Genomic DNA, 25012 nt, shown 5'->3' with positions numbered 1-25012 from the left:
GGCGCGCCCGAGGGGCGCGCCCGGGCGGCGGGCAACGGCTAACGGCTAACGGCTGTCGAGGAAGGCCAGGACGGCCAGCACCCTGCGGTGGCCTCCGTCCTCGGCCGGCAGGGCGAGCCGGCCGAAGATGTTGCCCACGTGCTTCTGCACCGCGTTGTCCGTGATGACCAGCCGCGCGCCGATCTCCGGGTTGGTGAGGCCCTGGGCCATCAGCGCCAGCACCTCGCGTTCCCTGGGCGTGAGGCGGTCGATGGGGCGGGCCGCCGTGGAGGCCATCAACTGGGCGACCACCTCGGGGTCCATCACGGTGCCGCCGCCCGCCACCCGGCGCAGCGCGTCGAGGAACTCCCCGACGCGGCTGACCCGGTCCTTCAGCAGATAGCCGACGCCGCCCCGCCCGTCGGAGAGCAACTCCCTGGCGTAGACCTTCTCCACGTACTGGGACAGCACCAGCACCGGCAGCCCGGGCCGCTCGGCGCGCAGCCGCAACGCCGCGCGCACCCCCTCGTCGCGGAACGACGGGGGCAGCCGCACGTCGGCGATCACCACGTCGGGGCGGTGCTCGGCGACCGCCGTCAGCAGGGCGGGCCCCTCTGTGACGATGTCCGCCACCTCCATGCCCTTGCTCTCCAACACCAGCCGCAGCCCGGCGGAGAGCAGCACGTTGTCCTCGGCGATCACGACCCGCACGGCAACTCCGCCCGCACCACGGTCGGCCCGCCGGCCGGGCTGGTCACCGTCACCGTGCCGTCCAACGCGGCGACCCGGCGACGGATGCCGACCACCCCCGAGCCCCCGCCCTCGTCCACGCCTCCGACACCGCCGTCCCAGACCTCGGCCACCAGCCGGTCCTCCTTCCGCGCCAGCCGGACCCTGGCCAGCTCCGCCCCGCTGTGCTTCGCCACGTTCGTCAACGCCTCGGTGACCACGAAGTAGGCGGCGGCCTCCACCGCGGCCGGCAGCCGCCCCAGGTCGCCCAGCTCCAGGTCGGTCTCGACGGCCGAGCCGGCCGCGACCGAGGTAAGCGCGCCCTCCAGGCCCCGGTCCGCGAGGATCGGCGGGTACATGGAACGGATCACCTCACGCAGTTCGGTCATGGCGTCCTCGGCGCCCTCTTGGGCCTCCGCCAGCAGTCGGCCCAAGGCGCCGGAGTCCTCGGGGAGTTCGTCCCTGGCCACGCCGAGCCGCATCGCGATGGCGACCAGCCGGGCCTGGGTGCCGTCGTGCAGGTCCCGCTCGATGCGGCGCAGTTCGGCGCCGTGCGCGTCCAGCACGTCGGCCCGGGACTCGGTCAGCTCGTCGACCCGCTCGGCGAGGCGCTCCTCGGCCGACGGCGTCAACGCGGTGAGGCTGTCGCGGGCCTGCCAGCGCACGAAGCCGGGCAGCACCCACCGGGTCAGCGCGGCGAGCAGCGCGAACTGCGCCACGCCGAGGACCAGCGCCAGGCCCCAGTTGCCCACCCGTATCCCCAACATGCTGGCGTCGTCCGGCAGCAGCGGCCAGCCCACCATGGTCACCACCGTGCCGAGCATCCCGCCGACGCACAGCACCCCGAAGAGCCCGAGCGCCATCCCGCCGCCGAGGAAGCGCGGCACCCAGCGCAGCACGCGGCGCACCTCGCGGTGGGTGGCCACCCAGCGCCACCGCTCGACCAGCCCCTCGGGCACCGCGGGCCGGCGCGGCTCGTGCGGCTCACCCAACAGGGCGGCGGCGCGCCCCCGTTCGGCGTCGGCCCACCGCAGCGTGCCGGTCACCATCCAGGGCAGCAGCCACAGGCCGACACCCACCGAAACCAGCACGAAACCGGCCAACAGCATCGGAAGCAACGGCAGCATCGCCATCGCCGACACGAACCCCACCAACGCGTACCGGGCGTCACGCCCCACATTCGTCCATCGCACGCACGTCAGTCTGCGGCAGCCGCCACGCGGGCACACTACGGCGGGCCGTACTCCCGGTACGGGGGCCCGGCCCCGTACCGGGGGCGGGCCCGCTACTCGAAGAGCCGGTTGATCTCCTCGTTCACCCCGTTCAACGACTCGACCGGCTCCCGTCCCGACATCACCGCCTCCAGCGCCGGCTGCATCAGGGCCGCGATCTCCGAGGAGTGGTCGGTGATCGGGAAGAGTTCGGTGGTGCCCTCCTCGACGTGCCGGGTGAACGGCATGACGTCGACGCCGTCGGCCGCGAACTCCCCGCGCGCGATCTCCCACGCCTCGGTGATCGCGGGGAAGACGACGTGGTGTTCGCCGACGATCCGCTGGCACTCGGGGGAGGCGAGATAGCGCACCCACTGCCAGGCGGCCTCCGGGTTGTCGGTGCCCCGGTAGACGGAGTCGGCCAGGCCGTTGAACATGGTGGCCCGTTGGCCGCTCGGGCCGATCGGGGTGGGTGCCACGCCCACGTCGAGCCCCTCGTAGGAGAAGAATGTGCCGGTCATCCAGGAGCCGTTGGTGACCAGCGCGGCGTTGCCCGCGGCGAGTTGGTCGCTGGACTGGACGCCGCGCTGGGCGGCGAAGCTCGGCATGTAGCCCTTCTCGATCAGCCCCCGCCACCAGGCGATCGTCTCCTGGAACCTCGGGTCGTCGAAGTGGAACTCCCTCCCCCACGGGTTGCTGTCCGTGGCCTGCCAGCCGTTGGCGTAGGCGTACATCGCGTACTGGGTCTGTCCGTGGTTGAAGCCGTCGGTCATCTCCAGCCAGAGCCCGTAGGTCTCGACGCGGCCCGGGTCGAAGCCGGGCTCGTCGCCGCGCACCCCGTTGACGTCGACGGTGAGGCGGGCGATCAGCTCCTCGTAGCTGCCGCCGTCGTCCGGGTTCCATGTCAGCTCGTCGAGCGTCGACTCGTCCACGCCGGCCTCGGCCAGCGTCGCGCGGTCGTAGAAGATGCCCACCGCGTCCCAGTCCTTGGGCAGCCCGTAGCGCAGCCCGTCCTCACCGAGCCACAGGTCGGCCAGGCCCTCCTCGTAGATGTCCAGCGGCACCTCGTCGCGTTCCACGTACTCGTCCAGCGGCAGCAGCAGGTCGCGGGTGACGTACTCGGGGTACTTGGAGAGGTGGTTGGTGAACACGTCGGGAGCCGACTCGGCGACGAAGCCGAGCGCCAGGCCGTTCCAGTAGTCGTCGTAGCCGCGTTGCTCGATGCGGATCTCCAGGTCCGGGTTCCGCTCCTCGAAGCGGTCGGCGCACTCCTGGTACGCGGGCTGCTGGTTGGCGTCCCAGAGCCAGTAGTCGACGGTGTCCGGGTCGTCGCCCAGGGCGCTGCCGCAGCCGGAGAGCAGCGCGCCCAGCGACAGGCAGCCGGCGACGGCGACCAGGCGCCGGGGCACGGAACGCCGCGGAGCGGAGCGTCGTGGTGTGGTGCGTCGTGGTGTGGTGGTGCGCATGGCGGGTGCGCCTCCCCTCTCGTGGTGCACGGTGACCTCACCTCACGCCGGTGAACTGGATGGAGTTGACGATCCGCCGCCCGAACGCCAGGAAGAGCAGCATGGTGGGCACGGCGGCGATCAGCGTCGCCGCCATCAGTCCCGCCCAGTCGGGCCCGGTCTGCGGCGTGGAGGAGTGGAACGCGCTGAGCGCCACGGTCAGCACCCGCACGCTCTCCTCCTGCCCGACGAGCTGGGGCCAGAAGTACTCGTTCCAGGCGTTGATGAACGTCAGCACGCCGAGCGTGGCCAGCGGCGCCGAGCTCATCGGCAGGATCACCCGGAAGAAGATCCGGAAGTAGCCGGCGCCGTCGATCATCGCGGCCTCCTCGACCTCGCGGCTGATGCCGAGGAAGAACTGCCGCAGGAAGAAGACGGCGAACGGCGTCATGAAGAAGAACGGCGCGATGATCCCGGGATAGGTGTTGAGCAGCCCGAGGTTCTTGATCAGCACGAAGTTCGGCAGCATGGTGAAGACCGGCGGCACCATCAGCGCGGTGACGAAGACGAAGAAGACCTTGTCGCGGCCCGGCCAGCGCAGCCGCGCGAAGGCGTAGGCGGCCATGGCGCTGAAGAAGACCTGGCCGAGGGTGATCAGGGTGGAGACGATCACCGAGTTCCGCAGATAGGCCCAGAACCGCAGCGAGGCGCCCGAGCCGCCCTCGGCCTGCGCCTCCTCGGTGCTGGCCGAGCCCAGCACCCGTTCGAACGGGCCCCAGGTGAAGTCGACGGGGAGCCAGGAGCCGGGCTCGGTGAAGAGCACCCGGTTGTTGGACAGCGCGGTGCGCGCCATCCACAGGAACGGCGCGAGGGTGATCACGATGATCACGAAGAGGGCCACCCAGGCCAGCAGCCGTCCGACGTTCCACCGGCGAACGGTGCCCGAGCCGTGGGGGCGTGACGTGGTGCGCATCTCGCTCCTCCTTCAGGACTGGTCGGACTCGTCGGCCCGCAGCAGCTTGAGTTGGGCCAGGGCGACGCCGGCCAGGATCAGGAACAGGACCACGGAGATCGCCGACGCGTAGCCGAAGTCGAAGCGGTTGAACGCCTGGTCGTAGATGTAGTACTGGACGACGCGGGTGGCGTCGACGGGCCCGCCCTGGGTGGTGACGGCGACGGTGTCGAAGATCTGCCAGGAGCCGATGACGGTGAGGACCAGCACCAGCGCCATCACCGGGCGCAGCAGCGGCAGCGTGATCCGGAAGAAGATCCGCACCTCGCCGGCGCCGTCGACGGCGGCGGCCTCGTAGACGTCGCGGTTGATCATCTGGAGCCCGGCGAAGATCAACAGGGCGGTGTAGCCCAGGTGTCGCCAGACGTTGACCAGCGCGAGGGTGGGGATCGACCAGCTCTCGTCGCCGAAGAAGGCGACGGGGTCGAAGCCGACCCAGCCGAGCATCTCGTTGATGACGCCGAGGTTGTAGTCGGCCATCCAGTACCAGAGGAGCGCGACCACCACGTTGGATATGAGGTACGGCAGCAGGATGATCCCGCGCAGCACCACGGAGCGGGTCAGCCGGTGGATCAGCACGGCGAGCAGCAGCGCGGCGAAGGTCTGGACGCTGATGTTGATGACGACGTACTTGAGCGTCACCCACAGCGAGTTCCAGAAGACCTCGTCCTCCAGCAGCCGCCGGTAGTTGTCCAGGCCGCTGAAGTCGGCGGAGGTCAGCAGGTCGTAGTCGGTGAAGCTGAGGTAGAGGCCGCGCAGCGTGGGCCAGGCGAAGAAGGCGAGAAAGCCGATCATGGCCGGGGCGACGAAGAGCAGCGCGGCGCGGGTCTCCCCGCCGCGCCAACGGGGTCTCGGGTTGTCGACGGGGGCGGGTGCGTCGTCTCCGGCCGCACCGGGTGCGGTGGGGGCGGCGGTTGCCATCGCTCACTCCTTCGTGAGGTGGAGCAGTCGAGCGTGTTCGGGTGGTGGGCTGACGTCCGTGCCTTCGAACTGTTTGGAGGTGAGCGGAAATGTTGTCGCTGGATCGGTCCATGTCAAGCGTTTGATCACGTACTTCACCGGCGGTGACGCGCCCGGGGCCGACCGTCACGGACCCGGCGCCCCGCCCGGCAGGAACGTAGGCTGCCGGGATGTCCGAGAACGACGAAGCGCCCGAACGCGTCGGCCCGCCCCTGGTCGCCGACGAACGCACCATGCTCCGCGGCTTTCTCGACTTCCACCGCGCCACCCTGGCGCTCAAGTGCGCCGGACTGACCGACGAGCAGCTGCGCCGCGCCGCCTCGCCCCCGTCGACGCTGACTCTGATCGGGCTGGTGCGGCACATGGCGGAGGTCGAACGCGCCTGGTTCCGGCGGACGATCGACCGGGAGGACGTGCCGCTGGTCTGGTCGGCGCGCGGCGACTTCCAGGAGGCGTACGACGCCTCGTCCGCGACCCGGGCGACCGCGTTCGCCGCGTGGGAGTCCGAGGTGGCCGCGGCGCGGCGGATCGAGGAGGCCGCGGCCTCGCTGGAGGTGACCGCGCCGCACGCGAAGACCGGCGAACCGGTCTCGCTGCGGCTGGTGATGCTCCATCTGATCCACGAGTACGCCCGCCACAACGGCCACGCGGACCTGCTCCGCGAGGCGATCGACGGCACGGTGGGGGCCTGAGGCGCCGCCCTCGCCCTCGGCCTCGGGCCACGCCTCGGGCCACGCCTCGGGGGGAAACCCGCGCGCGGTGAACGGGGCGCCGCCCTGAGGGGCCGCCCTACGGAGGGCGCCCTATGGCGGGCCTCCTACGGCACGCCTCCTACGGGCGGGGCCAGGGCCGGCCTTCGAGTCGTTCGATGCCCTCGTTGAAACGGTGCACCATGGCCACGAAGTCGGCCACTTCCTCCGGCTCCCAGCCGTCGAGGATGCGCGCCAGCGACTCGTGGTTGCGCCGGCGGTCGTCCGTGAGCCGTGCGCGCCCCTCGGCGGTGATGCTGAACTTGCGCGCGATCCCGCCCTCCGGGTCCGGGATGCGTTCGACGACCCCGGCGCGCAGCATCGCCGCCGTCTGCCGGTTGAGCGTCGAGCAGTCGAGTCCGAACGCGTTGGCGAGCTGGCCGATCGACATCGGCCCGTCGATCTCGATGCGGCTGAGCAACACGTAGGCGCTGCGGTCCAGCCGCCGACTGGCGCGCCTGGCCTGCGCGTTGAACAGGTCGGAGTGGCGCGTCAGCAACATCGTCTCGAATTCGAGCCGGCGGATGGGCTCGTCCACGGGCGCGTCCTCCTGCATCCGACCGCTTGCGACTGCTTCCGGTCACTCGCGACTGCTTCCGACCGGCACGGGGCGCCATTTCGTTCCCTCGTGCGCCCACGGAAGGTATACCACGGGCAATATGCACGCTACATCTCACATGCATCATGCATACGATGTGTATTCTGCATATCGCTTTCGTGGACCCGCACGAAGACTCGTAGAACCGCGTGAAGAGAGGCCCCCCGTGTCCGTTCCCCCGCGTCCCGCCCCACCCGGCGGCGTCGTCGGCATCCTCGCGTTCGCCGGCATCACGGCGGCGCTCATGCAGACCCTGGTGGTGCCGCTGCTCGGCGAGTTGGCGACGCTGCTGGACACCTCGGCGTCCAACGCGTCCTGGGTGGTCACCGCGACCCTGCTCGTCGCCGCCGTGGCCACGCCCGTCTCCGGACGACTCGGCGACATGTACGGCAAGCGGCGGATGCTGCTGGTCTCGGTCGCGCCGCTGGTGATCGGCTCGGTGGTCTGCGCGCTCTCCTCGTCCGTCGTCACGATGATCGTCGGCCGCGGGCTCCAGGGTCTGGGCATGGGCGTGGTCCCGCTCGGCCTGAGCCTGCTGCGCGACGTGCTGCCGCCCGAACGGCTCGGCACCTCCATCGCGTTGATCAGCGCCTCGATGGGCGTCGGCGGCGCGCTGGGGCTGCCGTTCTCCGCGGCCGTCGCCGAGAACACCAGCTGGCGCGCGCTGTTCTGGGTCGCCGCCGGGCTGAGCGCCTTGGTGGGCGCGCTGATCTGGGTATTCGTCCCGGCGGGCGACACGGCCGGCCACCGGGCCAGGTTCGACGGCGTCGGCGCGCTGGGGCTCGGCGGCGGGCTGGTCTGTCTGCTGCTGGCGGTCTCCAAGGGGTCGGACTGGGGCTGGGGCAGCGCCACGACGCTGGGGCTCTTCGCCGGCGCCGCCGTGCTGCTGCTGGCCTGGGGCCGCTGGGAACTGCGGTTCGCGGAACCGCTGGTCGACCTGCGGCTGGCCGCGCGCCCCCAGGTGCTCTTCACCAACATGGCGTCGGTGCTGGTCGGCTTCTCGATGTACGCCCAGGCGCTGGTCGTTCCGCAGCTGCTCCAACTGCCCGAGGAGACCGGCTACGGCCTGGGCCAGTCGATGATGGCCATGGGCCTGTGGATGGCGCCCGGCGGGCTGATGATGATGGTGCTCTCCCCGTTCGGCGCCAAGCTCTCGGCGGCCAGGGGCCCCAAGGTGACGCTGGCCGTCGGCAGCGTCGTGATCTCCTGCGGCTACGCGGTCTCGCTGCCGCTGCTCGGTTCGACCTGGGGTCTGCTGCTGGTGACCATGGTCGTCAGCTCCGGCGTCGGGCTCGCCTACGGCGCGATGCCGACCCTGATCATGGGCGCGGTGCCGCGTTCCATGACGGCGTCGGCCAACAGCTTCAACACGTTGATGCGTTCGGTGGGCACCTCGGTGGCCGCCGCCGTGGTGGGTGTGGTGCTGGCCCAGATGACGACGGAGTTCGGCGGGTTCCCGCTGCCCTCGGAGAACGGGTTCCGGGTGGCGATGATGATCGGCGCCGGCGTCGCGCTGGTGGCCGCCGCCGTGGCCACCCTGATCCCGGTCCGCGCGGCGGACGCCCCGACGGAGCCTGCCGAGCCCACGGAGGAGACCCCGCTGGCCGCCGAGGGGGCGAAGCCCTGACCGCGCCCCTCCCGGTGACGAGGGAACGGGCCAGGAGCGATCAAAGGTGAACGGAATCCTCCACTTCTGGTGACACGTCTGTGACACAGGAGGGCAACCGGAACGCCGCGGCCACCGTCGAACCGGTGTCCGCAGGGAGCGAGAAGCACCCCACCGGACGCGCACACAGATACGTAGCCGAAGAAGGAGTGAGCGTTCCCGTGAAGCGTTCCCAGCGTCGTACCCTGGCCGCCGTGGCGGCCGGAGCCGTGTCCCTGCCCGCGCTGCTGCTCGCCACGGCCCCGGCGGCACAGGCGGCGGGGCTCCCGATCGCCCCGGTGGGCTTGGGCGAACTGCCCTACTGCGAGGACCTCCAGGACGCCGACGACATCGCCGTCGGGCTGGACGGCGTCCCCGAGGAGAGCGCCTCCCCCACCGAGTGGACCGAGTTCACCTATGTGGTCACCAACGTCGGCGAGGAGCCGGTCAGCGACATCTTCGCCAAGCTCGAAGGCTGGTACAACGTCTCGGACGGCTCGGACGACCCGTTCCCGTTCTCCCTCCAGTGGAACGTGGACGGCGAATGGCGCAACGTGCCGTTCGAGAGCGACACCGCCGAGGGGCACTTCGGAGTGATCGACGAGCTGGCGCCGGGCGAGACCGCCGAGGCCCAGATCCGCACCCGCGCCGAACAGGACCGGCCGGGCTGGTTCGAGGCGTGGGTCAGCGCGCGCCACTTCGACGAGCAGGCCGAGGGCACGTGCTACCGCGCCGAGAACGAGGCCGAGTGGGCGCTCGTCGCCGAGGGTGGGGAGGCCCCCGGCGAGGAGACCCCCGAGGAGCAGGCGGAGCCCGACACGGCAGCCCCGGCCAGCGAGCCCAACTCGGCCACCCCGCAGGGTGACACCGACGACCCGGAGCTGGCCGAGACCGGCAGCTCTTCCGCCACGCCCCTCGTCGCCGGCATCGGCGGCGCGGTGCTGGTCGCCGGCGGCGGCGCGGTGATGCTCGCCCGCCGCGCCCGCGCCTGACACGCGCGGAGGCGCTCGCGCCTCACGCGACCTTCACGAGGGCCGTACCCGCGTTCGGAGTACGGCCCTCGTCGTGCGCGCACCGCTCCGCCCTGCCGGGCCGCGGGAGGGCGGCCGGGGGCCCGGGGCCGGGTGCTCGGGAGGCATCCGGCCCGGCGCCCGTCTCACGAGCCCCGACCTGTGCGCGCGCACGCGCGGACGCCTCGGGGGAACGGGGCGGGCAGCCGCTCGGACACCGTCTCGCGCCGTGCGCGACCGCTCGGGAACCGCGTCGCCCCCGTGCGCGACCCCTCGGAAACCGCGTCGACCCGGCCGCCGGTCAGGAGCCTCGCGGTCGGTCAAGAGCCCCGCAGTTGGTCAGGAGCCCCGCGGTCGGTCAGGAACCGCGCAGCCGGGCCGCGACGCCGGCCCGCCACTCGGCGATGACGGCCTCCTCGTCGAACGGCGCCACGTTGACCGGCGGCCCCTCCGGGGAGTCACGCAGCCCGCGTCTGATCCGCTCGTTGGCCTGGGCGAGGATCCGGCGCGCCGCCTTCTCGGTCGGCGCGGCCAGCGCGGCGGCGCGGGCGTCCTCGGCCTCCTTGCGCAGCAGCAGACTGGGCGGCACGACGGACAGGTCCTCCCTGGCCATCTTCTCGCGCACCCACCACAGCTCGTCATAGGGCTCGGACGTGTGCGGCAGCGGCTTGCCCGCGCCGGGAAGATCGCGGAACTCGCCGCGCTCCTCGGCCTCCCGAATCTGCTTGTCCACCCAGGACTCGAAGGTCGTCCCCGGCGGCTTCCGTTCGGTCATTCCCGCCTCCCGGTGCTCTCCTCCCCCCAGCCTCCCACGGCCGGGCTCCCGCGAGGGGGCCCGCGGGCGGGGTCCGGGAAAGCCCTGGCGGCCCGGGGGTACCGCCGGGCAGGAGGGACATTTAGGATGGCGGCGTGTTCACACCAGGTCGCCTTCTCTGCCTCGCGCTCTTCGCGGGGTCGGCCTGCTGTGTCGATGACGGCCTCTGTCGCCGCTGACCGAGTTCTGCCGCCCCTCCACACGCCCCCGCCGGCACACCGCTGTGCCGCGCCGCGTGACCGCTCCCCTCCCGCACGACCCCGCACGGCCCGCCCACCCCGGGGCGCGTTCGTCCCCGTTGGAGAACACCCATGACCACCGTCTCCCCGACCCCACCGCCCGTGCCCCGGGCCCCGGCCACGCCGGCCGTCTCCTGGCTGGCGTCGTCGCCCACCCGGGTGCCGCCCCCCGAGGCGCCCGAGGCGCCGCCGGTGCGGCGCGGGCCGCTGGCCGTAGCGCTGCTGCTCGGCGCCGGTCTCGACGCCTATGTCTTCGCCCGCCACGGCGCCAAGCCCGGCGTGCTCCTGCTGCTCGGCCTGGGGCTGGGCTTCACGCTCTTCCACTCCCGGTTCGGCTTCACCTCGGCCTGGCGCCAGCTGATAGCCGTCGGCAACGGGGCCGGGCTGCGTGCCCACACCCTGCTGCTCGGCACGACCGCCACGCTCTTCGCGCTGATCATCGGCACCGGCAGCGGGCTCTTCGGGTCGGAACCCGCGCCCTCCGCCGGCAGGTTGGGCATCGGGCTGCTGGTCGGCGCCTTCGTCTTCGCCATCGGGATGCAGCTGGGCGGCGCCTGCGCCTCCGGCACCCTCTTCGCCGTCGGCAGCGGACAGACGTCGATCGTGCTGACACTCGGCGGGTTCATCCTCGGATCGACGCTCGCCGCCTGGCAGTTCGACGTGTGGAAGGACCTGCCGGCGTTCGACCCGGTGGTTCTCTCCGACCACGTCGGCTGGTTCGGCTCCTGGGGCATCACGCTGCTGGCCCTGGCCGGGATCTACGCCCTGACCCGCGTCATCCAACGCCGCCGCACCCCGCCGCCCACCGGCGCGGTCCCGACGACCCGGGGAGTGGCGCGGCGCGCGCTGCGCGGCTCCTGGCCGCTGGCGGCCGGCGCGGTGGTGCTGGCGGTGCTGGGCGCGGCCGTGCTGCTGGTCTCCGGCGGACCGTGGGGCGTGACCAGCGCGTTCGCGCTCTGGGGCAGCGAGCTCGTGGGCGCGCTCGGCGGACACCCGGAGAACTGGAGCTTCTGGCAACAGCAGGGCAACGCCGAGATGCTGGCCGGCCCGGTGCTCGCCGACAAGAACAGCCTCACCGACATCGGCATCATGGTGGGCGCCGCCGTCGCCGCCTCGCTGGGCGGCACCTGGGCGCTGCACCGGGGCGTGCCGTGGCGTACCGGGGTGGCCGCCGTGCTCGGCGGGGTGCTGATGGGCATCGGCGCCCGGCTCGCCGGCGGCTGCAACATCGGCGCCTATCTGGCGGGGATCGCCTCCGGCAGCCTGAGCGGCTGGCTGTGGGGCGCGACCGCGCTGCTGGGCACCTGGGCGGGGCTGCGGCTCCGGCCGTTCTTCGGCCTGGCCAACCCCAAGCCGAGCGACGGCGTCTGCTGAACACCCCGCGTCGACCGGGGCCGAGGCCGTCGCGGCCTCCGCGCTCCTCACGGCCCCGGTCGGCGCACCACGGCCTGTGACTCGGCGACCGAGCCCCTGTGAGCGGGCTCGAAAGCCCCGCCGGGGTGCGGCCCGCCCGACTCTCCTTCTCTCGCCCCGGTGGACACTTAGTACTTTTGCAGCCTCCGGGGGAAGGTGTTGGATGGAGCCATGCAGGACCAGCAGCGACTCTCGCTCACCGAGGCGGACCGCGAGGCGCTGCGCGCCTGGGCCGCCGACCGACCGGAGCGCGAGGTCCGCGCACGGATCGTGCGGGACGCGGCTGACGGCGTCTCCGTCTCGGAGAGCGCGCGGACGCTGCGCGTCTCCCGTCCGACGGTCTCCTCCTGGCGTCGCCGCTACGCGGAGAGCGGGCTCCCGGGACTCTCGCACCGGCCGCGCAGCGGGCGACCGCCGCGCATCGACGAGGCCGACGTGGTGGCCGCGACGCTCGCCGGCCCTCCGGCACCGCGCCGCGCCTGGTCGGCGCGGGCGCTCGCGGACCATCTGGGCGTCTCGCACACCGCGTTGAGCGCGGTGTGGCGTCGCTGGGGCGTGGACGGGGAGTCCCCCGCGACGCTCACCCTCCCCACCGACCCGCCGCTGACCTGCCGACGGCCGCTGCTCCTGGGGCTCTGGTCGCGCGGGCGCGCGACCGCGCTGGTGGTCGCCGAGTCGCCTGCCGAGCCACGGGAGGCGGGGCCGGCGCCGGTCGCGGAACGGATGGCGCGCAACGCCGCGCTCCTCGCCGAACTGTCGCCGCCCCCGACCGACGGACGCCCGGTCACCCCCGAGGAGCGTGCCGAACTGGCGGAGCTCCTGCGCGCGTGCGGGTCCGCGCCCCACCACGGCGGCCCGCTCCGGGTGTTGCTCTGGGATCCGGCGGGCGAGCTCGCGCCGGAGGCGCCCCTCGGCGGGGAGAGCTGGCATCGGGCGCCCGACTCCATGGGCTGGCCGGCCACGCTCGGCGTCTTCTGCGCGTCGGAACTGCTCCATGCCCCGGTCGCCGCGCGCCCGGTGCTGGACTCGCTGGTGGCCACCCTGCGCGGTGGTGCGGCACGGGGGGAGAAGGGGACGGGGGGAGCGCTGTGGCGTCGGCCGGACGACGGTGTCTTGCCCGGTCCTCCGCCGCGCGCCCCGCGTGCCTTCGACCAGCTGGCGCTCGGTTCGTTCAACGAGAAGCTGGTCATCGAGACCATCAGGGAGGCCGGCGCGCTCAGCAGGGTGGAGATCGCCGGGCGCACCGGGCTCACCCCGCAGGCGGTGTCGCGGATCACCCGGAACCTGTTGACCAGCGCCTTCCTGGTGGAGGACGCCCACAGGTCGGTCGGCAGGGGCAAGCCCCGAGTCCCGCTGCGGCTGCGCGCCGACGCCTCGCACGCGGTGGGCATCCATCTGGACCCGGAGATGATCACCCAGGTCGTCGTCGACCTCTGCGGCGGGGTGGTCGCGCGGCGACAGGTGTCGCTGCGCGAGCGGAGCGACCCCGAGTGGGTGATGGGGCTGGTGGGGCGGATGGTGGCCGAGGCCACCGAAGCCACCGGCGCGGCGCCTCCGTTGGGCGTGGGGATCGCGGTGCCGGGCCCCCTGGACGCCGAGGCGGGGGTGGTCAGGAACCCACCGCTCTTCGAGGGGTGGCAGGACGTGCCGCTGCGCGAGGAGCTGCGCAGGCGGCTGGGCCTGCCGGTGCTGATGGAGAAGGACGTCACGGCGGCGGCGATCGGCGAACGTTGGCTGGGCGCCGCGGAACGCGCGGGGGACTTCGTCTACCTCTACCTCGGCACGGGTGCCGGCTGCGGCGCCTTTCTCAACGGGGACGTCTACCGGGGGCACACCGGCAACGCCGGGGAGTTCGGCGCGCTGTGCGCCCTGGGCGTCGGCCGCCGCGCCGAGGGAGGCGGGCCGGGGACCGTCGAGGAGTGCGCGCCGATACCGACCGTGGTGCGCCGGGCCGCGGCGGCGGGGCTGGTCACCAGGGAGGACCCGCACGCCTACGAACGCGTCTGCCGCGCCGCGTTCGCCGGGGACACGGCGGCGGTCTCCCTGCTGCGTTCGGTCGCGGACGTGGTCGCGCACGGGGCCGTGGGGGTCACCGACCTGTTGGACACCTCGCTGTTGATCGTGGGCGGGCCGGCGGTGCGCCCCGAGATCGCCGGGATCTACCTCGCGGAGATCGACGCGGCGGTCAACCGCTTCGCGGCGGCCCGCGCCGTGCGTCCGGTCCGGGTGGCGCCCTCGCTGCTCAACGAGTCGGCCGCCGCGGTCGGCGCCGCGTCCAGCGTCTTCCATGCCGCTTTCGCCCCACGGCTGCGCACCCACCATGCGGCAGAAAACTTCCCGCACTTCCCGCAACCCGTCAAGTAAAACCCTTGACACCTTCCCTGCGAGTCCGGCGCCACTAGCCCGCCCGATCACGCCACTTCTGGCAGCAGGACCGCACGGGTAGCCGCGAGAGGTCGACTCCCCGGCCGCCCCCTGCCGTGGCGCGAGAGGACGTTGACTTACTCCATCCATTGGCTTTTCATGACAGCCATGCATCGTGACCCCGTTCTCATCGAGCGACGCCTGCACCGCGTGCTCACCCAGCGCCTGCTTCCGGCCGTGCACGCGCACGGCGTCCCACTCGATGTCGGGGTGTGGCCCGTCCACGGCGAACCGGTCCCCGTCGCCCAGGGGTTGGAGGCCGAGTACCGACCGATAGCGGTCGGACACCGCTGGGGCCCTGCCTGGTCCACCTGCTGGTTCCGGATCAGCGGCACCGTGCCCGAGGCGTGGGCCGGCCGGCGCGTGGAGGCAGTACTGGACCTCGGCTTCGACGCGACCAAGGCGGGCTTCGCAGCCGAAGGGCTCGTCTACCGCGCCGACGGCACCGCCGTGAAGGCGCTCAACCCGCGCAACGCCTGGCTGACCGTCACCGAAGAGGCCGTCGGGGGCGAGGAGTTCACCTACTTCGTGGAGGCGGCGGCGAACCCGCTGATCCTGGACGACGGCCCCGGTGGGGTGCCGTTCCTGCCCACCCGCTCCGGCGACCGGGCCTCCTGGCTGACCGGGCGGGGCGAGGCCGGCGAACCGATCTACCGGCTGGCCAGGGCCGATCTCGCCGTCTTCGACCGCACCGTCTTCGAACTGACCCAGGATCTGGACGTGCTCGGCGGTCTGCTGGCCGAGCTGCCCGAGGAGGACACCCGACGCTGGCAGCTGCTGCGCGCCGTGGAGAGCGCACTCGACGCCGTCGACCTGCACGACATCGCGGGCACCGCGGCGGCGGCCAGGGAGCTCCTCGCCCCCGCGCTCGCCGTGCCGGCCGGCGAACGGGCACACCGGATCTCGGCCGTGGGCCACGCCCACATCGACACCGCCTGGCTGTGGCCGCTGCGCGAGACCGTCCGCAAGGTCGCCCGCACCGTCTCCAACGTCACCGCGCTCATGGACGAACATCCCGACTTCCAGTTCGTCATGTCCCAGGCCCAGCAACTGGCCTGGCTCAAGGAGCACCGGCCCGAGGTCTACGCCCGCGCCCTGGAGAAGGCCGCCACCGGGCAGTTCCTCCCGACAGGAAGCCTGTGGGTGGAACCGGACACCAACGTCACCGGGGGCGAGTCCCTGGTGCGGCAGTTCGTCCACGGGAAGCGCTTCTACCTGGAGGAGTTCGGGGTGGAGACCAGGGAGATGTGGCTGCCCGACACCTTCGGGTACAACGCCGCCCTCCCTCAGCTGATGAAGCTGGCCGGGGTGCGGTGGTTCGTCACCCAGAAGATCTCCTGGAACACCACGAACGACTTCCCCCACCACACCTTCTGGTGGGAGGGCATCGACGGCACCCGCATCTTCAGCCACTTCCCGCCCGTCGACACCTACAACGCCGAGCTCTCCGGCGCCGAAGTGGCCCACAGTGAGCGGAACTTCCGCGACAAGGGCCTGGCCAACCGCTCGCTCGTGCCCTTCGGCTACGGCGACGGCGGTGGCGGCCCCACCCGGGAGATGCTGGGCCGCGCCGCCCGGCTGGGTGATCTCGGTGGCTCCGCCAAGGTCGAGATCGAGGGGCCCGCCGCCTTCTTCGCCAAGGCGCACGAGGAGTACGGCGATCAGGCGCCCGTGTGGGTCGGCGAGCTGTACCTGGAGCTGCACCGGGGCACGCTCACCAGCCAGTTGGGCACCAAGCAGGGCAACCGCCGCAGCGAACACCTGCTGCGTGAGGTCGAACTCTGGTGCGCCACGGCGACCCTGCGCACCGGGGCGGCATACCCGTACGAGCGGCTCGACCGCCTGTGGAAGACGGTGCTCACACACCAGTTCCACGACATCCTGCCGGGCTCCTCCATCGCCTGGGTGCACCAGGAGGCCGAGGAGACCTACTCCGAGGTCCTGGCCGAACTGACCGGACTGGTCGACGAGGCGCAACGCGCCCTGGCCGGCGGCGGCTCGGGCACCGTCGTCTTCAACGCCGCCCCGCACGCCCGCGGCGGGGTACCGGCCCTGGGCGCGGCCCCGGTCGAAGCCGGAGCCCCGGAGACGCCCCCGGCGCTGCCCGGGAGGGCCCCCTTCCTCCTGGACAACGGACTGCTCCGGGTCACCGTGGACGAACGGGGCCTGGTCACCTCGATCTGGGACACGGAGGCGGAACGCGAGACCGTCGCCCCCGGCACGGCCGCCAACCTGCTCCAGCTCCATCAGGACTTCCCCAACCAGTGGGACGCCTGGGACATCGACGCCTTCTACCGCAACGCCGTCACCGACCTGACCGAGGCGGAGGAGGTGTCCGCCACCCCGGCGGGCGGGGTGCGGGTGGTGCGGACCACGGGCGACTCGCGGATCGAGCAGATACTCACCCTGCCCGCCGGCGTCCGTCGGCTGGACGTGGACATCCGGGTCGACTGGCGGGAGCGGGAGAAGCTGCTGAAGGTGGCCTTCCCGATGGACATCCGGGCCGAGACCTCGCGCGGCGAGATCCCCTTCGGGCACACCCCGCGCCCCACCCACAGCAACACCAGCTGGGAGGCGGCCAAGTTCGAGTTCTGCGCGCATCGCTGGCTGCACCTGGAGGAGCCGGGCTTCGGTGTCGCACTGGTCAACGACTCCTCCTACGGCCACGAGGTCACCAGGGACGTGCGACCCGACGGCGGCTCCACCACCACGGCGCGGCTGACCCTGCTGCGCGCGGCGAGCTTCCCCGACCCGGAGGCGGACCTGGGAGAACACCGGCTTCGCTACGGGCTGGTGGTGAACGCCTCGCTGGGCGACGCCATCCGCGAGGGGTACCACTTCAACCTCGCTGAGCGCCGGGTGCCCGGCGACCGCGCGGTCACTCCGCTGGTCTCGGTCGACAACGACGCGGTGGTGATCGAGGCCGTGAAGCTGGCCGACGACGGCTCCGGCGACCTGGTGGTGCGGCTCTACGAGTCGCTCGGCGGGCGCGCCACCACCCGGCTGGGCTGCGACCTGCCGCTGGCCGGCGCCGTCGTGACCGACCTGTTGGAGCGCCCGCTGACCGACCAGCAGGCGCCCGAGCTGGAGCGACTGCGGCTGCGGCCGTTCGAGATCCTCACCCTGCGGTTGGCCCCCGCCGCGCGCTGACGCGGGCACCACGCCCGCGACGCGTCCCCGCCCATCGTCCCCTGGAGGGGCCGGTGGGCGGGTCGGCGCTGTCCGCCGACCGACGCGAGTCGCGCCGGGTGGCGCCACGGCGGCACGCCACTCGCCCCGCCGGTGGGCCCCAGCTGTCCGACCGTCCGTTCCACCGGGGCGCACGACCGGCTCGCGGAGCAAACGCCGCACCACCGAGCGCGCGCTGAAGCGCGGGGTTGACGGCTTCCCATGTTCGACAGGGACGCCGACGGGAACGAGATATGCAAGGCCACGGAACGCGGCGCCGACGCGGTCCCGGAGGGCGGTGCCCACGACGCGCCGCCGCTTCCCCGACGCATCGGACCGCCGCTTCCCGCCGTCGCCCTCCCCCGGTCCCCCGGGCGGCCCTTTACCTGCCGGAAGGGTCGCCCGGGACCGCCGTCCCCGGAGAGGGGACTCGGCCCCTCCCGAGGAGGCCTCGGCGAGGGCGGTCCCTCCCCTCACGGCGCCGGAGCCGGAGCGGGAACGGCACGCTCGGCGGCCCGGCTGACCTCCTCCCAGGCCGCCCAGGTGTCCATGCGGTCCCGGCAGACGTCGAACGCGAGGTCGTAGACCAGACTGCCGAGCAACAGCCGCAGCGGCGGATCCTCCGCGTCCACCAGGGTGAGCAGGGCTCGCGCCGCCAGGTCGGGAGGGCTGTCCACGGACCCCTCGGCGTACCGGCGCTCCAACTCCGCGCGAAGCGGGGCGTACTGAGGCCGGGGCTCGGCGGAGACGAGTCCCGTGGTGTAGAGGTCCGTCCAGTACCCGCCCGGCTCCACGATGGTGAGCTTGACCCCGAACTCGGCGACCTCCGCGGCCAGCGCCTCACTCATCCCCTCCAACGCGGCCTTGCTCGCGCCGTACAGCCCGGTCGAGGGGTGGCCCACCAGCGCGCCGACGCTGGAGATCTGCACGAGATGACCGGAGCGTTGGGCCCGCAGGGTGGGCAGGACCGCCTGGCTCACCCAGAGGGCTCCGAAGAAGTTCACATCGAACTGAGCGCGGGCCTGCTCCTCGGTGCACTCCTCGACCATGCCCATCGTGAGGAAACCCGCGTTGTTCACCACGATGTCGAGCCGGCCGTAGTGGGCGACGGCCTCGGCCACTACGGCGAAGACAGCCGCGCGGTCGGTGACGTCCAGCGCGAAGGCCAGCAGCCGGTCCCGGTGGGCGGTCGCCAGGCCGTCCATGGCGCCGACCGTGCGGGAGAAGGCCACCACCCGGTCGCCGGCGGCCAGCGCGACCTCGGCGAAGGCGCGGCCGAGCCCTCTGCTGGCGCCGGTGATCAGCCACACTCGGCCCTCCCGCTGGGCCCTGACCCGCGCGGCGACCGTCGCGTGCGAGGCGGGGACGGAGGAGGAGGGGCGGGACGAAGTCGTGGTCATGGCGCGTCCTTTCGACGAGAGTCGACCGAGACGAGACGACCCGTCTCGACTCACCGCGGAACCATACACACCCCCGGAGCCAAAAACAAGACGGTGCGTCTCGTCTCGCCATGGGGTATGCTGCCCGCATGACTCCGCCACGCAGAGCACCGGACAACGCCCGCCGCAACGAGGCCACGCGCAAGGCGATCCTCAACGCCGCGCTGGAGCTGGTCGGCGAGGTCGGCTACGCGAAGCTGAGCGTCGAGGGGATAGCGTCCCGAGCCGGCGCGGGCAAGCAGACGATCTACCGCTGGTGGCCCTCGAAGGGCGCGGTGCTCTTCGACGCCCTGCTCTCACTCTCCGAGGGCCCCGAGGGCGGCCCCGGCGAGCTGCCCGACACGGGGGACCTGGAGTCCGACCTCAGGGCCGTGCTCCGCGCCACGGCCGACGAGTTGAACGACCCCCGGTACAGCGAGCCGATGCGGGCGCTCACGGTCGAGGTCCTGGTCAATCCGGAGCTGGCCGCCGACTACCAGCAGCGGCTCGATGAGCCGATCCGCGAGGTCAAGCGCCGGCGGCTGCGGAGCGCCCAGGAGGCGGGCCAACTCTCCCCCGAGCTGGACCTCGATGTCGCGGTGGAGATGATCTGGGGTCCCGTGCGCAACCGCTGGCTCCACCGGGACGGCCCGCTGACCGGGGAGTACGTCGATGTCGTGGTGCGCACCGCCCTCGACGGTCTGCGCGCCCCCGACACCCCCGAGGGGGCGGCGGAGGGGCGCGCGGACGTCGAAGCCCAGGGGGGAGCCGGGGGATGAGCGAGCAGCGGCGGCCAGGCGCGGCCGACGGTCAGCGGTTGACGGCCTCGGTGTCCTGGGTGAAGGACAGCAGTGCCCTCTCCAGTCCCGGCCGATCCGGCAGCCCGTCCGTGTCGTTGGCGCACTGCACCACCAACGCGGCGGTCGCGGCGCCCTGTTCGAGCGCGCGGCGCGGGGGCAGCTCGGCCAGCCAACCGGCGAGAAAGCCCGTGGCGAAGGCGTCACCCGCTCCTACCGGATCGACCACCGGCACGGTGAACGCCGACTGGCGCCACGCGCCTTCGGCCGTGCGGCAGCTGGCCGACTTGTCGCGGTGCTTGATCACCACGGCCCGAGCCCCCGTCGCCAGCAGCCGCTCCACGGCGGCCTCCGGCGTCTCGTCGGCGCACAGCAGCTCCAGCTCGTCCTCGCCGGTCAGTACGAGGTCGGCGCGGGCCATCAGCGGGCCGACGACCTCGCGCCACCGCTCGGCGGGGCCCACCTTGAGCCGGATGTTGGGGTCGAAGGAGACCAACGCCCCCGCCTCGGCCGCCAGGTCGAAGAGTCGCTCCGTCGCGGCGCGGGTGGACTCGGAGAGCATCGGGGTGATCCCCGTGACGTGCAGCAGCCGGGCCCCGGCGAGCGCCTCCGGGCCCACCTCGTCCGGCGTCATACGGGAGGCCGCGGAGTCGGCCCGGTAGTACTGCACGTCGATGGCGCGCGCCGGATGGCTGTCCCTGACCAGCATCCCGGTGTGCGCCGAGGAGTCCACGACCGCGTAGGAGGTGTCGATGCCGTCGGAACGCAGCTTCGCCAACACGGCCCGCCCGGCCGGGTCGTCGCCGACCCGGCCCAGCCAGCGACTGCGGTGGCCCAGCCTGGCGAGCCCCGCCGCGACATTGCTCTCGGCGCCCGCGATGGAGCGCCGGAAGACGGTGGCGTGCTCCAGCGGCACGCCTGGCTCGGCCAGTAGCAGGCTCATCGCCTCGCCGCAGACCACGACCTCGGGAGTCTCGCTCATGACGACGCCTCCTCGGTCAGCCGCAGATAGGCCCCGGCCCGCTCGGCCAGGGAGTCGAGCGCTCCCCCGTCGGCCGCGTCCCCCAGCAGCGGTGAGCCGACGCCGACCGCGACCGCTCCCGCCTCCAGATAGGCCCTGGCCGCCTCGGCGTCCACCCCGCCGACCGGGACCAGGGGCAGATCGGGGAACGGTCCCCGCAGCGCACGCAGATAGCGCGGGCCGCCCATCGCGTCCGCGGGGAAGATCTTGATCGCCGTGGCGCCCGCGCTGCGGGCGGCGATGATCTCGCTGGGCGTCAACGCCCCGGCCAGGGTGGGCAGGCCGAGGCGGCGGGCCTCGTCGAGTCCGGCGCCGAGCCCCGGGGTCACGAGGAAGTCGGCACCCGCCGCGTGGGCGGCCGTGGCGTCCTCCGCCGTGAGCACGGTGCCGGCGCCCAGCGGGGCGTCCGGGCCCAGCTCGGCGCGGGCGGCGGCGATGACCTCCAGGGCGTCGCGGCCACTCAGGGAGATCTCGACCAGACTCACGCCCTGGCTGACCAGGGTGCGCACCGCGCGCAGTGAGGCGTCCGGGTCGGAGCCGCGCACGATCGCCAGCAGTCGCCTGGCGCGCAGCGATTCCAGCAGGTTCATCGTTCAGCCTTCTTCGGAGGTCACGGGCCGGTGTCCTGGGCACAAGCCTCGCAGATCGCCGTGGGCCGCGATCCGGGGGCTCCTCGTCTCACCACTCTGCGAAGCCGCCGTCGGGGTGGCGCCAGACCGGGTTGCGCCAGCTGTGCCCCGCGCGGTCGGCCTCCCGAACGGCCGCCTCGTCGACCGTGACACCGAGCCCGGGCAGCTCGGTGCGGGTGGCGTGGCCGTCGACGAAACGGAAGGGCTCGGTGTCGAGGACGTACGAGAGCAGGTCGGCCTCGCGGTTGTAGTGGATGCCCAGACTCTGCTCCTGGATCAGGAAGTTCGGTGTGGCGAAGACCACCTGGAGGCTGGCCGCCAGGGAGATGGGGCCGAGCGGGCAGTGCGGCGCCAGGTGGGCGCCGAAGGTCTCGGCGAGGGAGGCGATGCGGCGCACCTCGGAGATCCCGCCGGCGTGGGAGAGGTCGGGTTGGACGACGGCCACCCCGGACCGGAGCACGGCAAGGAAGCCCGAGCGGTCGTAGATCCGCTCGCCGGTGGCGATCGGCACCGGTCCCGCCTCGACGAGCCCGGACAGCACGTGGTTCTGCTCGGGCGGCAGTGGCTCCTCCACGAAGAGCGGGTGCAGCGGGGCTATCTCGTGCAGCAGCCGCCGGGAGCTGGCGGCGCTGAAGCGCCCGTGGCAGTCGATCGCGATGTCCCGCTCGGGGCCGAGGACTTCCCTGGCCGTGGCGACCCGCGCCACCGCGCCCTCGATCTCGGCGACGCTGGCGTGAGGGCGGGTGACGCCGGCGGCGTTCATCTTCACCGCCGTGAAGCCCGCGTCCACCTGGGCGGCGATCTGCTCGGCGAGTTCGCCGGGGTCGTCCCCGCCAACCCAGGCGTAGACCCGGGCGCGGTCCCGCACCGGGCCGCCGAGCAGGGCGTGCACGGGCGCCCCGTAGTGCTTGCCCGCGATGTCCCACAGCGCTTGGTCGAGCCCGGCGACGGCGCTGGAGAGCACCGGCCCACCCCGGTAGAAGCCGCCCTTGGTGAGCACCTGCCAGTGGTCCTCGACGCGCAGCGGGTCGCGCCCGACGAGGTACTCGGCGAGCACGTCGACGGCGGCGCGGACCACTTCGGCGCGGCCCTCCACGACGGGTTCGCCCCATCCGACGATGCCCTCGTCGGTCTCGACACGGCAGAAGAGCCAGCGCGGCGGGAGGAGGAACGTCTCGATGCGGGTGATCTTCATGTGCGGTGCCTCGTGCGTGCTTTCCGTGCGGTGGGTGCGTGGTGTGCGGCCCGCGTCGGACGGTGCGGGACGCGAGGGAGGCTAGGGCCGGTCCTGTTCCGGTCGGCTGGCGAGGTCGAGGTCGCGGGCCGCCTGGTCGAGCAGCGCGCGCATCAGCGCCTCGGCGCCGGCGGGGTCGCCCGCCCGCACCGCCGAGAGGACGGCCTCGTGGTGGGGTACCGGGTCGCCGGCGGAGGCGGAGCTGTGCACGAGCAGGTCGCGGCGTTCGAGTCCCGACTCGATGACGAGCTCCATGCGGACCAGCAGTTCGTTGTGGGTGGCCGCCAACAGCGCCCGGTGGAAGGCCACATCGGCCGCTGCGGCCTCGGCGGGCGAGGTGGCGCGTCCCATCGCGGCGAGGGAGTCGTCCAGCGCGGCGAGGTCGTCGGGGTCGCGGCGCTCGGCGGCCAGCCGGGCGGCGGCGGGTTCCACGATGGCGCGGACCTCACCGAGGTCCCGGTGGAGGGCCGCGCCGGCTCCCCCGTCGGCCGGCGCGGCGGCGAGCCGCCAGCGGATCACGTCCGGGTCGAGCAGATTCCACTGGGACCGCGGCCGGACGAAGGTCCCCCGACGTTGCCGGGCGTCGACCAGCCCCTTGGCCGCGAGGACCTTGAGCGATTCCCGCAGCGCGGTGAGGCTGACGTCCAACTCGGTCTGGAGGGCGACCAGGTCGAGCGTGCCGCCCTCCGGCCACTCCCCGCCCAGCAGCCGGTGGGCCAGCACCTCGACGGTCTGGCCGTGGACACCTCGGGAGGCGTAGGGCTCCATGGCCCGCCTCCCCCCGATCGTCGTCCCCCGTCCGCGCACCAGCCTGCTTCGTCTCCTGCCCCCTGTCAACAATTCTTACTAATTAATGAGTTTCCTGGGTGTCGGGAGACGGGACGCCGGAGGACGCGCAGGCTCGTGCGGTGGGTGCGGCGCGTTCTCCCGAGCGTGCGCCGTGCCCTGGGGTTGCCCACACCGGAGCGCGGGACCAAAAGGTATTGCCCCGCCGAGCGCTCGTGCCTCAGCATCGACGCCCATGGCCAACCCACACGACACACTGACCCAGGACCAGGTCGAGGGCTTCGTGCGCGACGGCTTCGTACGGGTGCCGGAGGCGTTCCCCCGGTCCGTGGCGGAGGCGGGGCAAGCGGAGCTGTGGCGGATGGCGGGGGTCGACCCGAACGATCCGTCCAGTTGGCCGGGACCACTGATCCGGATCGAGGGATCGGGGGCGGAGCCGTTCCGGCAGGCGGCCAACACGGAGCGGCTGCGGGGGGCGTTCGACCAACTGGTGGGTGCGGGCAGATGGTTGCCCCGGCTGGGCCTGGGGAGCTTCCCGATCCGCTTTCCCCATCGGGACGAGCCGAGCGACGCGGGTTGGCATCTCGACGCCAGCTTCGCCGGCGGGGCCGAAGGCGCCGAGTACCGGGTCAATCTGCGTTCGCGCGGCCGGGCCCTGCTGCTGCTCTTCCTCTTCACCGACGTCGACGAGGAGGACGCGCCAACCCGGATCAAGGTCGGCTCGCACCGCGACGTGCCGACGTTCCTGTCGGATGCCGGGGAGAAGGGGCGGGAGCTCTTCGAGCTGTGCCGGGCGATGGACGAGGCCGGCCGGCTGAACGCGGAGGACCGCCCGGAGGTCCTGGCGACGGGGCGGGCGGGCGACGTGTATCTCTGCCACCCCTTCCTGGTGCACGCGGCCCAGCCGCACCGTGGCAGCCGACCGAGGATCATCGCCCAGCCGCCGTTGGAGCCGGTGGCGCCGCTCCAGTTGGCGCGGGCGGACGGCTGCTACTCCCCGGTGGAGGCGGCGGTCCGGCTGGGCCTCGGCCTCGGCCACTGAGCCGCGCCGCACCGCCGAGGCACGCCCGCGGTGCCCCGGGCTCAGCCCGCCAGACCGTGGTGGATGGCGAAGATCGCCAACCGGACCCGGCTGGGGCTGGCCGTCTTCCGCATCAGGCTGCCGACATGGGTCTTCACCGTGGTCATGCCGACCCGCATCCGGTCGGCGATCTCCGCGTTGCTCAGCCCCGCGCCGACGAAGGCCAGCACCTCGCGCTCGCGGGCCGTCAGCGGGGGTGGCTCCGGCGAGCGCTCCGCGGACCACGCGCTCGTCGCCTGGCTCACCAGCCGCGCCAGCACCGGCCCGCTGAACGGGCTGCCGCCGGCCGCCGCCTGGCGGACCGCGTCCAGCAGTTCGGCAGGCGTCGCGTCCTTCGCCAGAAAGCCGCAGGCCCCGGCGGCGAGCGCCGGGTAGAGATGGTCGTCGTCGTCGAAGGTGGTCAGCACGACGACCCTGGTCTCCGGCCGGTCGGCGAGCATCCGGGCCGTGGCGGTGGTGCCGTCCACCCCCGGCATCCGCAGGTCCATCAACACCACGTCGGGGACCGTCGCGGCGACCAGCCGCACGGCCTCCTCGCCGTCAGCCGCCTCGCCGACCACCCGGATGTCCTCGGTGGAGTCGCAGAGCATCCGCAGTCCGGCGCGGACCAGTTGCTGGTCGTCGACCAGCAGCACGCGGGTCGGCACGGT

At 72.9% G+C, this 25012-nt stretch carries 21 protein-coding genes; 8 read left to right on the top strand and 13 right to left on the bottom strand.

What is annotated here, in order from left to right; genetic code table 11:
• Positions 1 to 45: 45 nt before the first annotated feature.
• The 5 genes from FH715_RS03265 to FH715_RS03245 form a co-directional block, all read right to left on the bottom strand.
• Entirely contained in the window at positions 46 to 690 is a 645-nt protein-coding gene (locus FH715_RS03265; RefSeq protein WP_139640493.1) for a response regulator transcription factor, read from the bottom strand.
• Positions 678 to 1901, bottom strand: a complete 1224-nt coding sequence (locus FH715_RS03260; RefSeq protein ID WP_211367413.1) for a sensor histidine kinase — start codon at positions 1899 to 1901, stop codon at positions 678 to 680. Before FH715_RS03260 ends, FH715_RS03265 begins: the two co-directional genes overlap by 13 nt.
• A 92-nt stretch (positions 1902 to 1993) precedes the next feature.
• A complete protein-coding gene (locus FH715_RS03255; RefSeq protein ID WP_139640492.1) occupies positions 1994 to 3385 on the bottom strand; it encodes an ABC transporter substrate-binding protein in 1392 nt (463 codons plus the stop codon).
• 37 nt (positions 3386 to 3422) lie between these two features.
• Positions 3423 to 4337: a carbohydrate ABC transporter permease gene (locus FH715_RS03250; RefSeq protein ID WP_139640491.1), complete on the bottom strand. Its 915-nt coding sequence runs from the start codon at positions 4335 to 4337 to the stop codon at positions 3423 to 3425.
• 12 nt (positions 4338 to 4349) lie between these two features.
• Positions 4350 to 5297 (bottom strand): carbohydrate ABC transporter permease, encoded by a 948-nt coding sequence (locus FH715_RS03245; protein ID WP_139640490.1) that lies wholly within the window; start codon positions 5295 to 5297, stop codon positions 4350 to 4352.
• Between the two features lie 209 nt (positions 5298 to 5506).
• On the opposite strand from FH715_RS03245, the gene FH715_RS03240 reads away from it, so the two are divergent.
• Positions 5507 to 6028: a DinB family protein gene (locus FH715_RS03240; protein WP_139640489.1), complete on the top strand. Its 522-nt coding sequence runs from the start codon at positions 5507 to 5509 to the stop codon at positions 6026 to 6028.
• Positions 6029 to 6167: 139 nt separating this feature from the next.
• Here FH715_RS03240 and FH715_RS03235 read toward each other — a convergent pair whose 3' ends face one another.
• Positions 6168 to 6623 carry a MarR family winged helix-turn-helix transcriptional regulator gene (locus FH715_RS03235; RefSeq protein WP_211367411.1) on the bottom strand — a complete coding sequence of 152 codons (456 nt, stop codon included), beginning with the start codon at positions 6621 to 6623 and terminating at the stop codon, positions 6168 to 6170.
• A 304-nt stretch (positions 6624 to 6927) separates the two neighbouring features.
• On the opposite strand from FH715_RS03235, the gene FH715_RS03230 reads away from it, so the two are divergent.
• Positions 6928 to 8310 (top strand): MFS transporter, encoded by a 1383-nt coding sequence (locus tag FH715_RS03230; RefSeq protein WP_246108551.1) that lies wholly within the window; start codon positions 6928 to 6930, stop codon positions 8308 to 8310.
• Between the two features lie 200 nt (positions 8311 to 8510).
• The gene (locus tag FH715_RS28025) at positions 8511 to 9320 is read left to right on the top strand and encodes an LAETG motif-containing sortase-dependent surface protein (RefSeq protein WP_170184613.1); all 810 of its coding nucleotides are present in this window, start codon (positions 8511 to 8513) and stop codon (positions 9318 to 9320) included.
• Between the two features lie 376 nt (positions 9321 to 9696).
• Here FH715_RS28025 and FH715_RS03220 read toward each other — a convergent pair whose 3' ends face one another.
• The gene (locus FH715_RS03220) at positions 9697 to 10113 is read right to left on the bottom strand and encodes a DnaJ family domain-containing protein (RefSeq protein ID WP_139640486.1); all 417 of its coding nucleotides are present in this window, start codon (positions 10111 to 10113) and stop codon (positions 9697 to 9699) included.
• Between the two features lie 350 nt (positions 10114 to 10463).
• On the opposite strand from FH715_RS03220, the gene FH715_RS03215 reads away from it, so the two are divergent.
• The 3 genes from FH715_RS03215 to FH715_RS03205 all read left to right on the top strand — a co-directional run bounded on the left by FH715_RS03215 (position 10464) and on the right by FH715_RS03205 (position 17378).
• Positions 10464 to 11765 (top strand): YeeE/YedE family protein, encoded by a 1302-nt coding sequence (locus tag FH715_RS03215; RefSeq protein WP_139640485.1) that lies wholly within the window; start codon positions 10464 to 10466, stop codon positions 11763 to 11765.
• Positions 11766 to 11975: 210 nt separating this feature from the next.
• Positions 11976 to 14168: an ROK family protein gene (locus FH715_RS03210; protein WP_139640484.1), complete on the top strand. Its 2193-nt coding sequence runs from the start codon at positions 11976 to 11978 to the stop codon at positions 14166 to 14168.
• A gap of 168 nt (positions 14169 to 14336) precedes the next feature.
• Entirely contained in the window at positions 14337 to 17378 is a 3042-nt protein-coding gene (locus FH715_RS03205; protein WP_139640483.1) for an alpha-mannosidase, read from the top strand.
• Between the two features lie 491 nt (positions 17379 to 17869).
• Here FH715_RS03205 and FH715_RS03200 read toward each other — a convergent pair whose 3' ends face one another.
• Complete coding sequence (locus FH715_RS03200; protein WP_139640482.1) at positions 17870 to 18796, bottom strand: SDR family NAD(P)-dependent oxidoreductase; 927 nt, start codon at positions 18794 to 18796, stop codon at positions 17870 to 17872.
• Positions 18797 to 18924: 128 nt separating this feature from the next.
• Here FH715_RS03200 and FH715_RS03195 point away from each other — a divergent pair, with 128 nt between their 5' ends.
• Positions 18925 to 19593, top strand: coding sequence for a TetR/AcrR family transcriptional regulator (locus FH715_RS03195; RefSeq protein ID WP_139640481.1), 669 nt, complete (start codon positions 18925 to 18927; stop codon positions 19591 to 19593).
• Positions 19594 to 19624: 31 nt separating this feature from the next.
• Here FH715_RS03195 and FH715_RS03190 read toward each other — a convergent pair whose 3' ends face one another.
• The 4 genes from FH715_RS03190 to FH715_RS03175 form a co-directional block, all read right to left on the bottom strand.
• The gene (locus FH715_RS03190; RefSeq protein ID WP_139640480.1) at positions 19625 to 20593 is read right to left on the bottom strand and encodes a sugar kinase; all 969 of its coding nucleotides are present in this window, start codon (positions 20591 to 20593) and stop codon (positions 19625 to 19627) included.
• A complete protein-coding gene (locus FH715_RS03185; RefSeq protein WP_139640479.1) occupies positions 20590 to 21222 on the bottom strand; it encodes a bifunctional 4-hydroxy-2-oxoglutarate aldolase/2-dehydro-3-deoxy-phosphogluconate aldolase in 633 nt (210 codons plus the stop codon). The genes FH715_RS03190 and FH715_RS03185 overlap by 4 nt, the downstream gene beginning before the upstream one ends.
• An 88-nt stretch (positions 21223 to 21310) precedes the next feature.
• The gene (dgoD, locus tag FH715_RS03180) at positions 21311 to 22456 is read right to left on the bottom strand and encodes a galactonate dehydratase (protein WP_139640478.1); all 1146 of its coding nucleotides are present in this window, start codon (positions 22454 to 22456) and stop codon (positions 21311 to 21313) included.
• An 81-nt stretch (positions 22457 to 22537) separates the two neighbouring features.
• Positions 22538 to 23263 carry a FadR/GntR family transcriptional regulator gene (locus FH715_RS03175; protein ID WP_139640477.1) on the bottom strand — a complete coding sequence of 242 codons (726 nt, stop codon included), beginning with the start codon at positions 23261 to 23263 and terminating at the stop codon, positions 22538 to 22540.
• 253 nt (positions 23264 to 23516) lie between these two features.
• Between FH715_RS03175 and FH715_RS03170 the strand changes: the two genes are divergently transcribed.
• Positions 23517 to 24323 carry a phytanoyl-CoA dioxygenase family protein gene (locus tag FH715_RS03170; RefSeq protein WP_139640476.1) on the top strand — a complete coding sequence of 269 codons (807 nt, stop codon included), beginning with the start codon at positions 23517 to 23519 and terminating at the stop codon, positions 24321 to 24323.
• A gap of 41 nt (positions 24324 to 24364) precedes the next feature.
• Here the strand turns inward: FH715_RS03170 and FH715_RS03165 are convergent, their stop codons facing one another.
• Positions 24365 to 25009 (bottom strand): response regulator transcription factor, encoded by a 645-nt coding sequence (locus FH715_RS03165; RefSeq protein ID WP_211367409.1) that lies wholly within the window; start codon positions 25007 to 25009, stop codon positions 24365 to 24367.
• Between the last annotated feature and the right edge of the window lie 3 nt (positions 25010 to 25012).

Source organism: Streptomyces sedi, assembly GCF_006335015.1.
In the GTDB taxonomy this organism is placed as follows: domain Bacteria; phylum Actinomycetota; class Actinomycetes; order Streptomycetales; family Streptomycetaceae; genus Streptomyces; species Streptomyces sedi.
This window is presented reverse-complemented; position numbering and strand designations above follow the sequence as displayed.

What these genes read in the sequence shown, in the direction of transcription:
- FH715_RS03255 (WP_139640492.1), bottom strand. Translation starts at nt 3,385, where the DNA reads ATGCGCACCACCACACCACGACGCACCACACCACGACGCTCCGCTCCG.
- FH715_RS03250 (WP_139640491.1), bottom strand. Translation starts at nt 4,337, where the DNA reads ATGCGCACCACGTCACGCCCCCACGGCTCGGGCACCGTTCGCCGGTGG.
- FH715_RS03245 (WP_139640490.1), bottom strand. Translation starts at nt 5,297, where the DNA reads ATGGCAACCGCCGCCCCCACCGCACCCGGTGCGGCCGGAGACGACGCA.
- FH715_RS03240 (WP_139640489.1), top strand. Translation starts at nt 5,507, where the DNA reads ATGTCCGAGAACGACGAAGCGCCCGAACGCGTCGGCCCGCCCCTGGTC.
- FH715_RS03230 (WP_246108551.1), top strand. Translation starts at nt 6,928, where the DNA reads ATGCAGACCCTGGTGGTGCCGCTGCTCGGCGAGTTGGCGACGCTGCTG.
- FH715_RS03220 (WP_139640486.1), bottom strand. Translation starts at nt 10,113, where the DNA reads ATGACCGAACGGAAGCCGCCGGGGACGACCTTCGAGTCCTGGGTGGAC.
- FH715_RS03215 (WP_139640485.1), top strand. Translation starts at nt 10,464, where the DNA reads ATGACCACCGTCTCCCCGACCCCACCGCCCGTGCCCCGGGCCCCGGCC.
- FH715_RS03210 (WP_139640484.1), top strand. Translation starts at nt 11,976, where the DNA reads ATGCAGGACCAGCAGCGACTCTCGCTCACCGAGGCGGACCGCGAGGCG.
- FH715_RS03205 (WP_139640483.1), top strand. Translation starts at nt 14,337, where the DNA reads ATGCATCGTGACCCCGTTCTCATCGAGCGACGCCTGCACCGCGTGCTC.
- FH715_RS03200 (WP_139640482.1), bottom strand. Translation starts at nt 18,796, where the DNA reads ATGACCACGACTTCGTCCCGCCCCTCCTCCTCCGTCCCCGCCTCGCAC.
- FH715_RS03195 (WP_139640481.1), top strand. Translation starts at nt 18,925, where the DNA reads ATGACTCCGCCACGCAGAGCACCGGACAACGCCCGCCGCAACGAGGCC.
- FH715_RS03190 (WP_139640480.1), bottom strand. Translation starts at nt 20,593, where the DNA reads ATGAGCGAGACTCCCGAGGTCGTGGTCTGCGGCGAGGCGATGAGCCTG.
- FH715_RS03185 (WP_139640479.1), bottom strand. Translation starts at nt 21,222, where the DNA reads ATGAACCTGCTGGAATCGCTGCGCGCCAGGCGACTGCTGGCGATCGTG.
- dgoD (WP_139640478.1), bottom strand. Translation starts at nt 22,456, where the DNA reads ATGAAGATCACCCGCATCGAGACGTTCCTCCTCCCGCCGCGCTGGCTC.
- FH715_RS03175 (WP_139640477.1), bottom strand. Translation starts at nt 23,263, where the DNA reads ATGGAGCCCTACGCCTCCCGAGGTGTCCACGGCCAGACCGTCGAGGTG.
- FH715_RS03170 (WP_139640476.1), top strand. Translation starts at nt 23,517, where the DNA reads ATGGCCAACCCACACGACACACTGACCCAGGACCAGGTCGAGGGCTTC.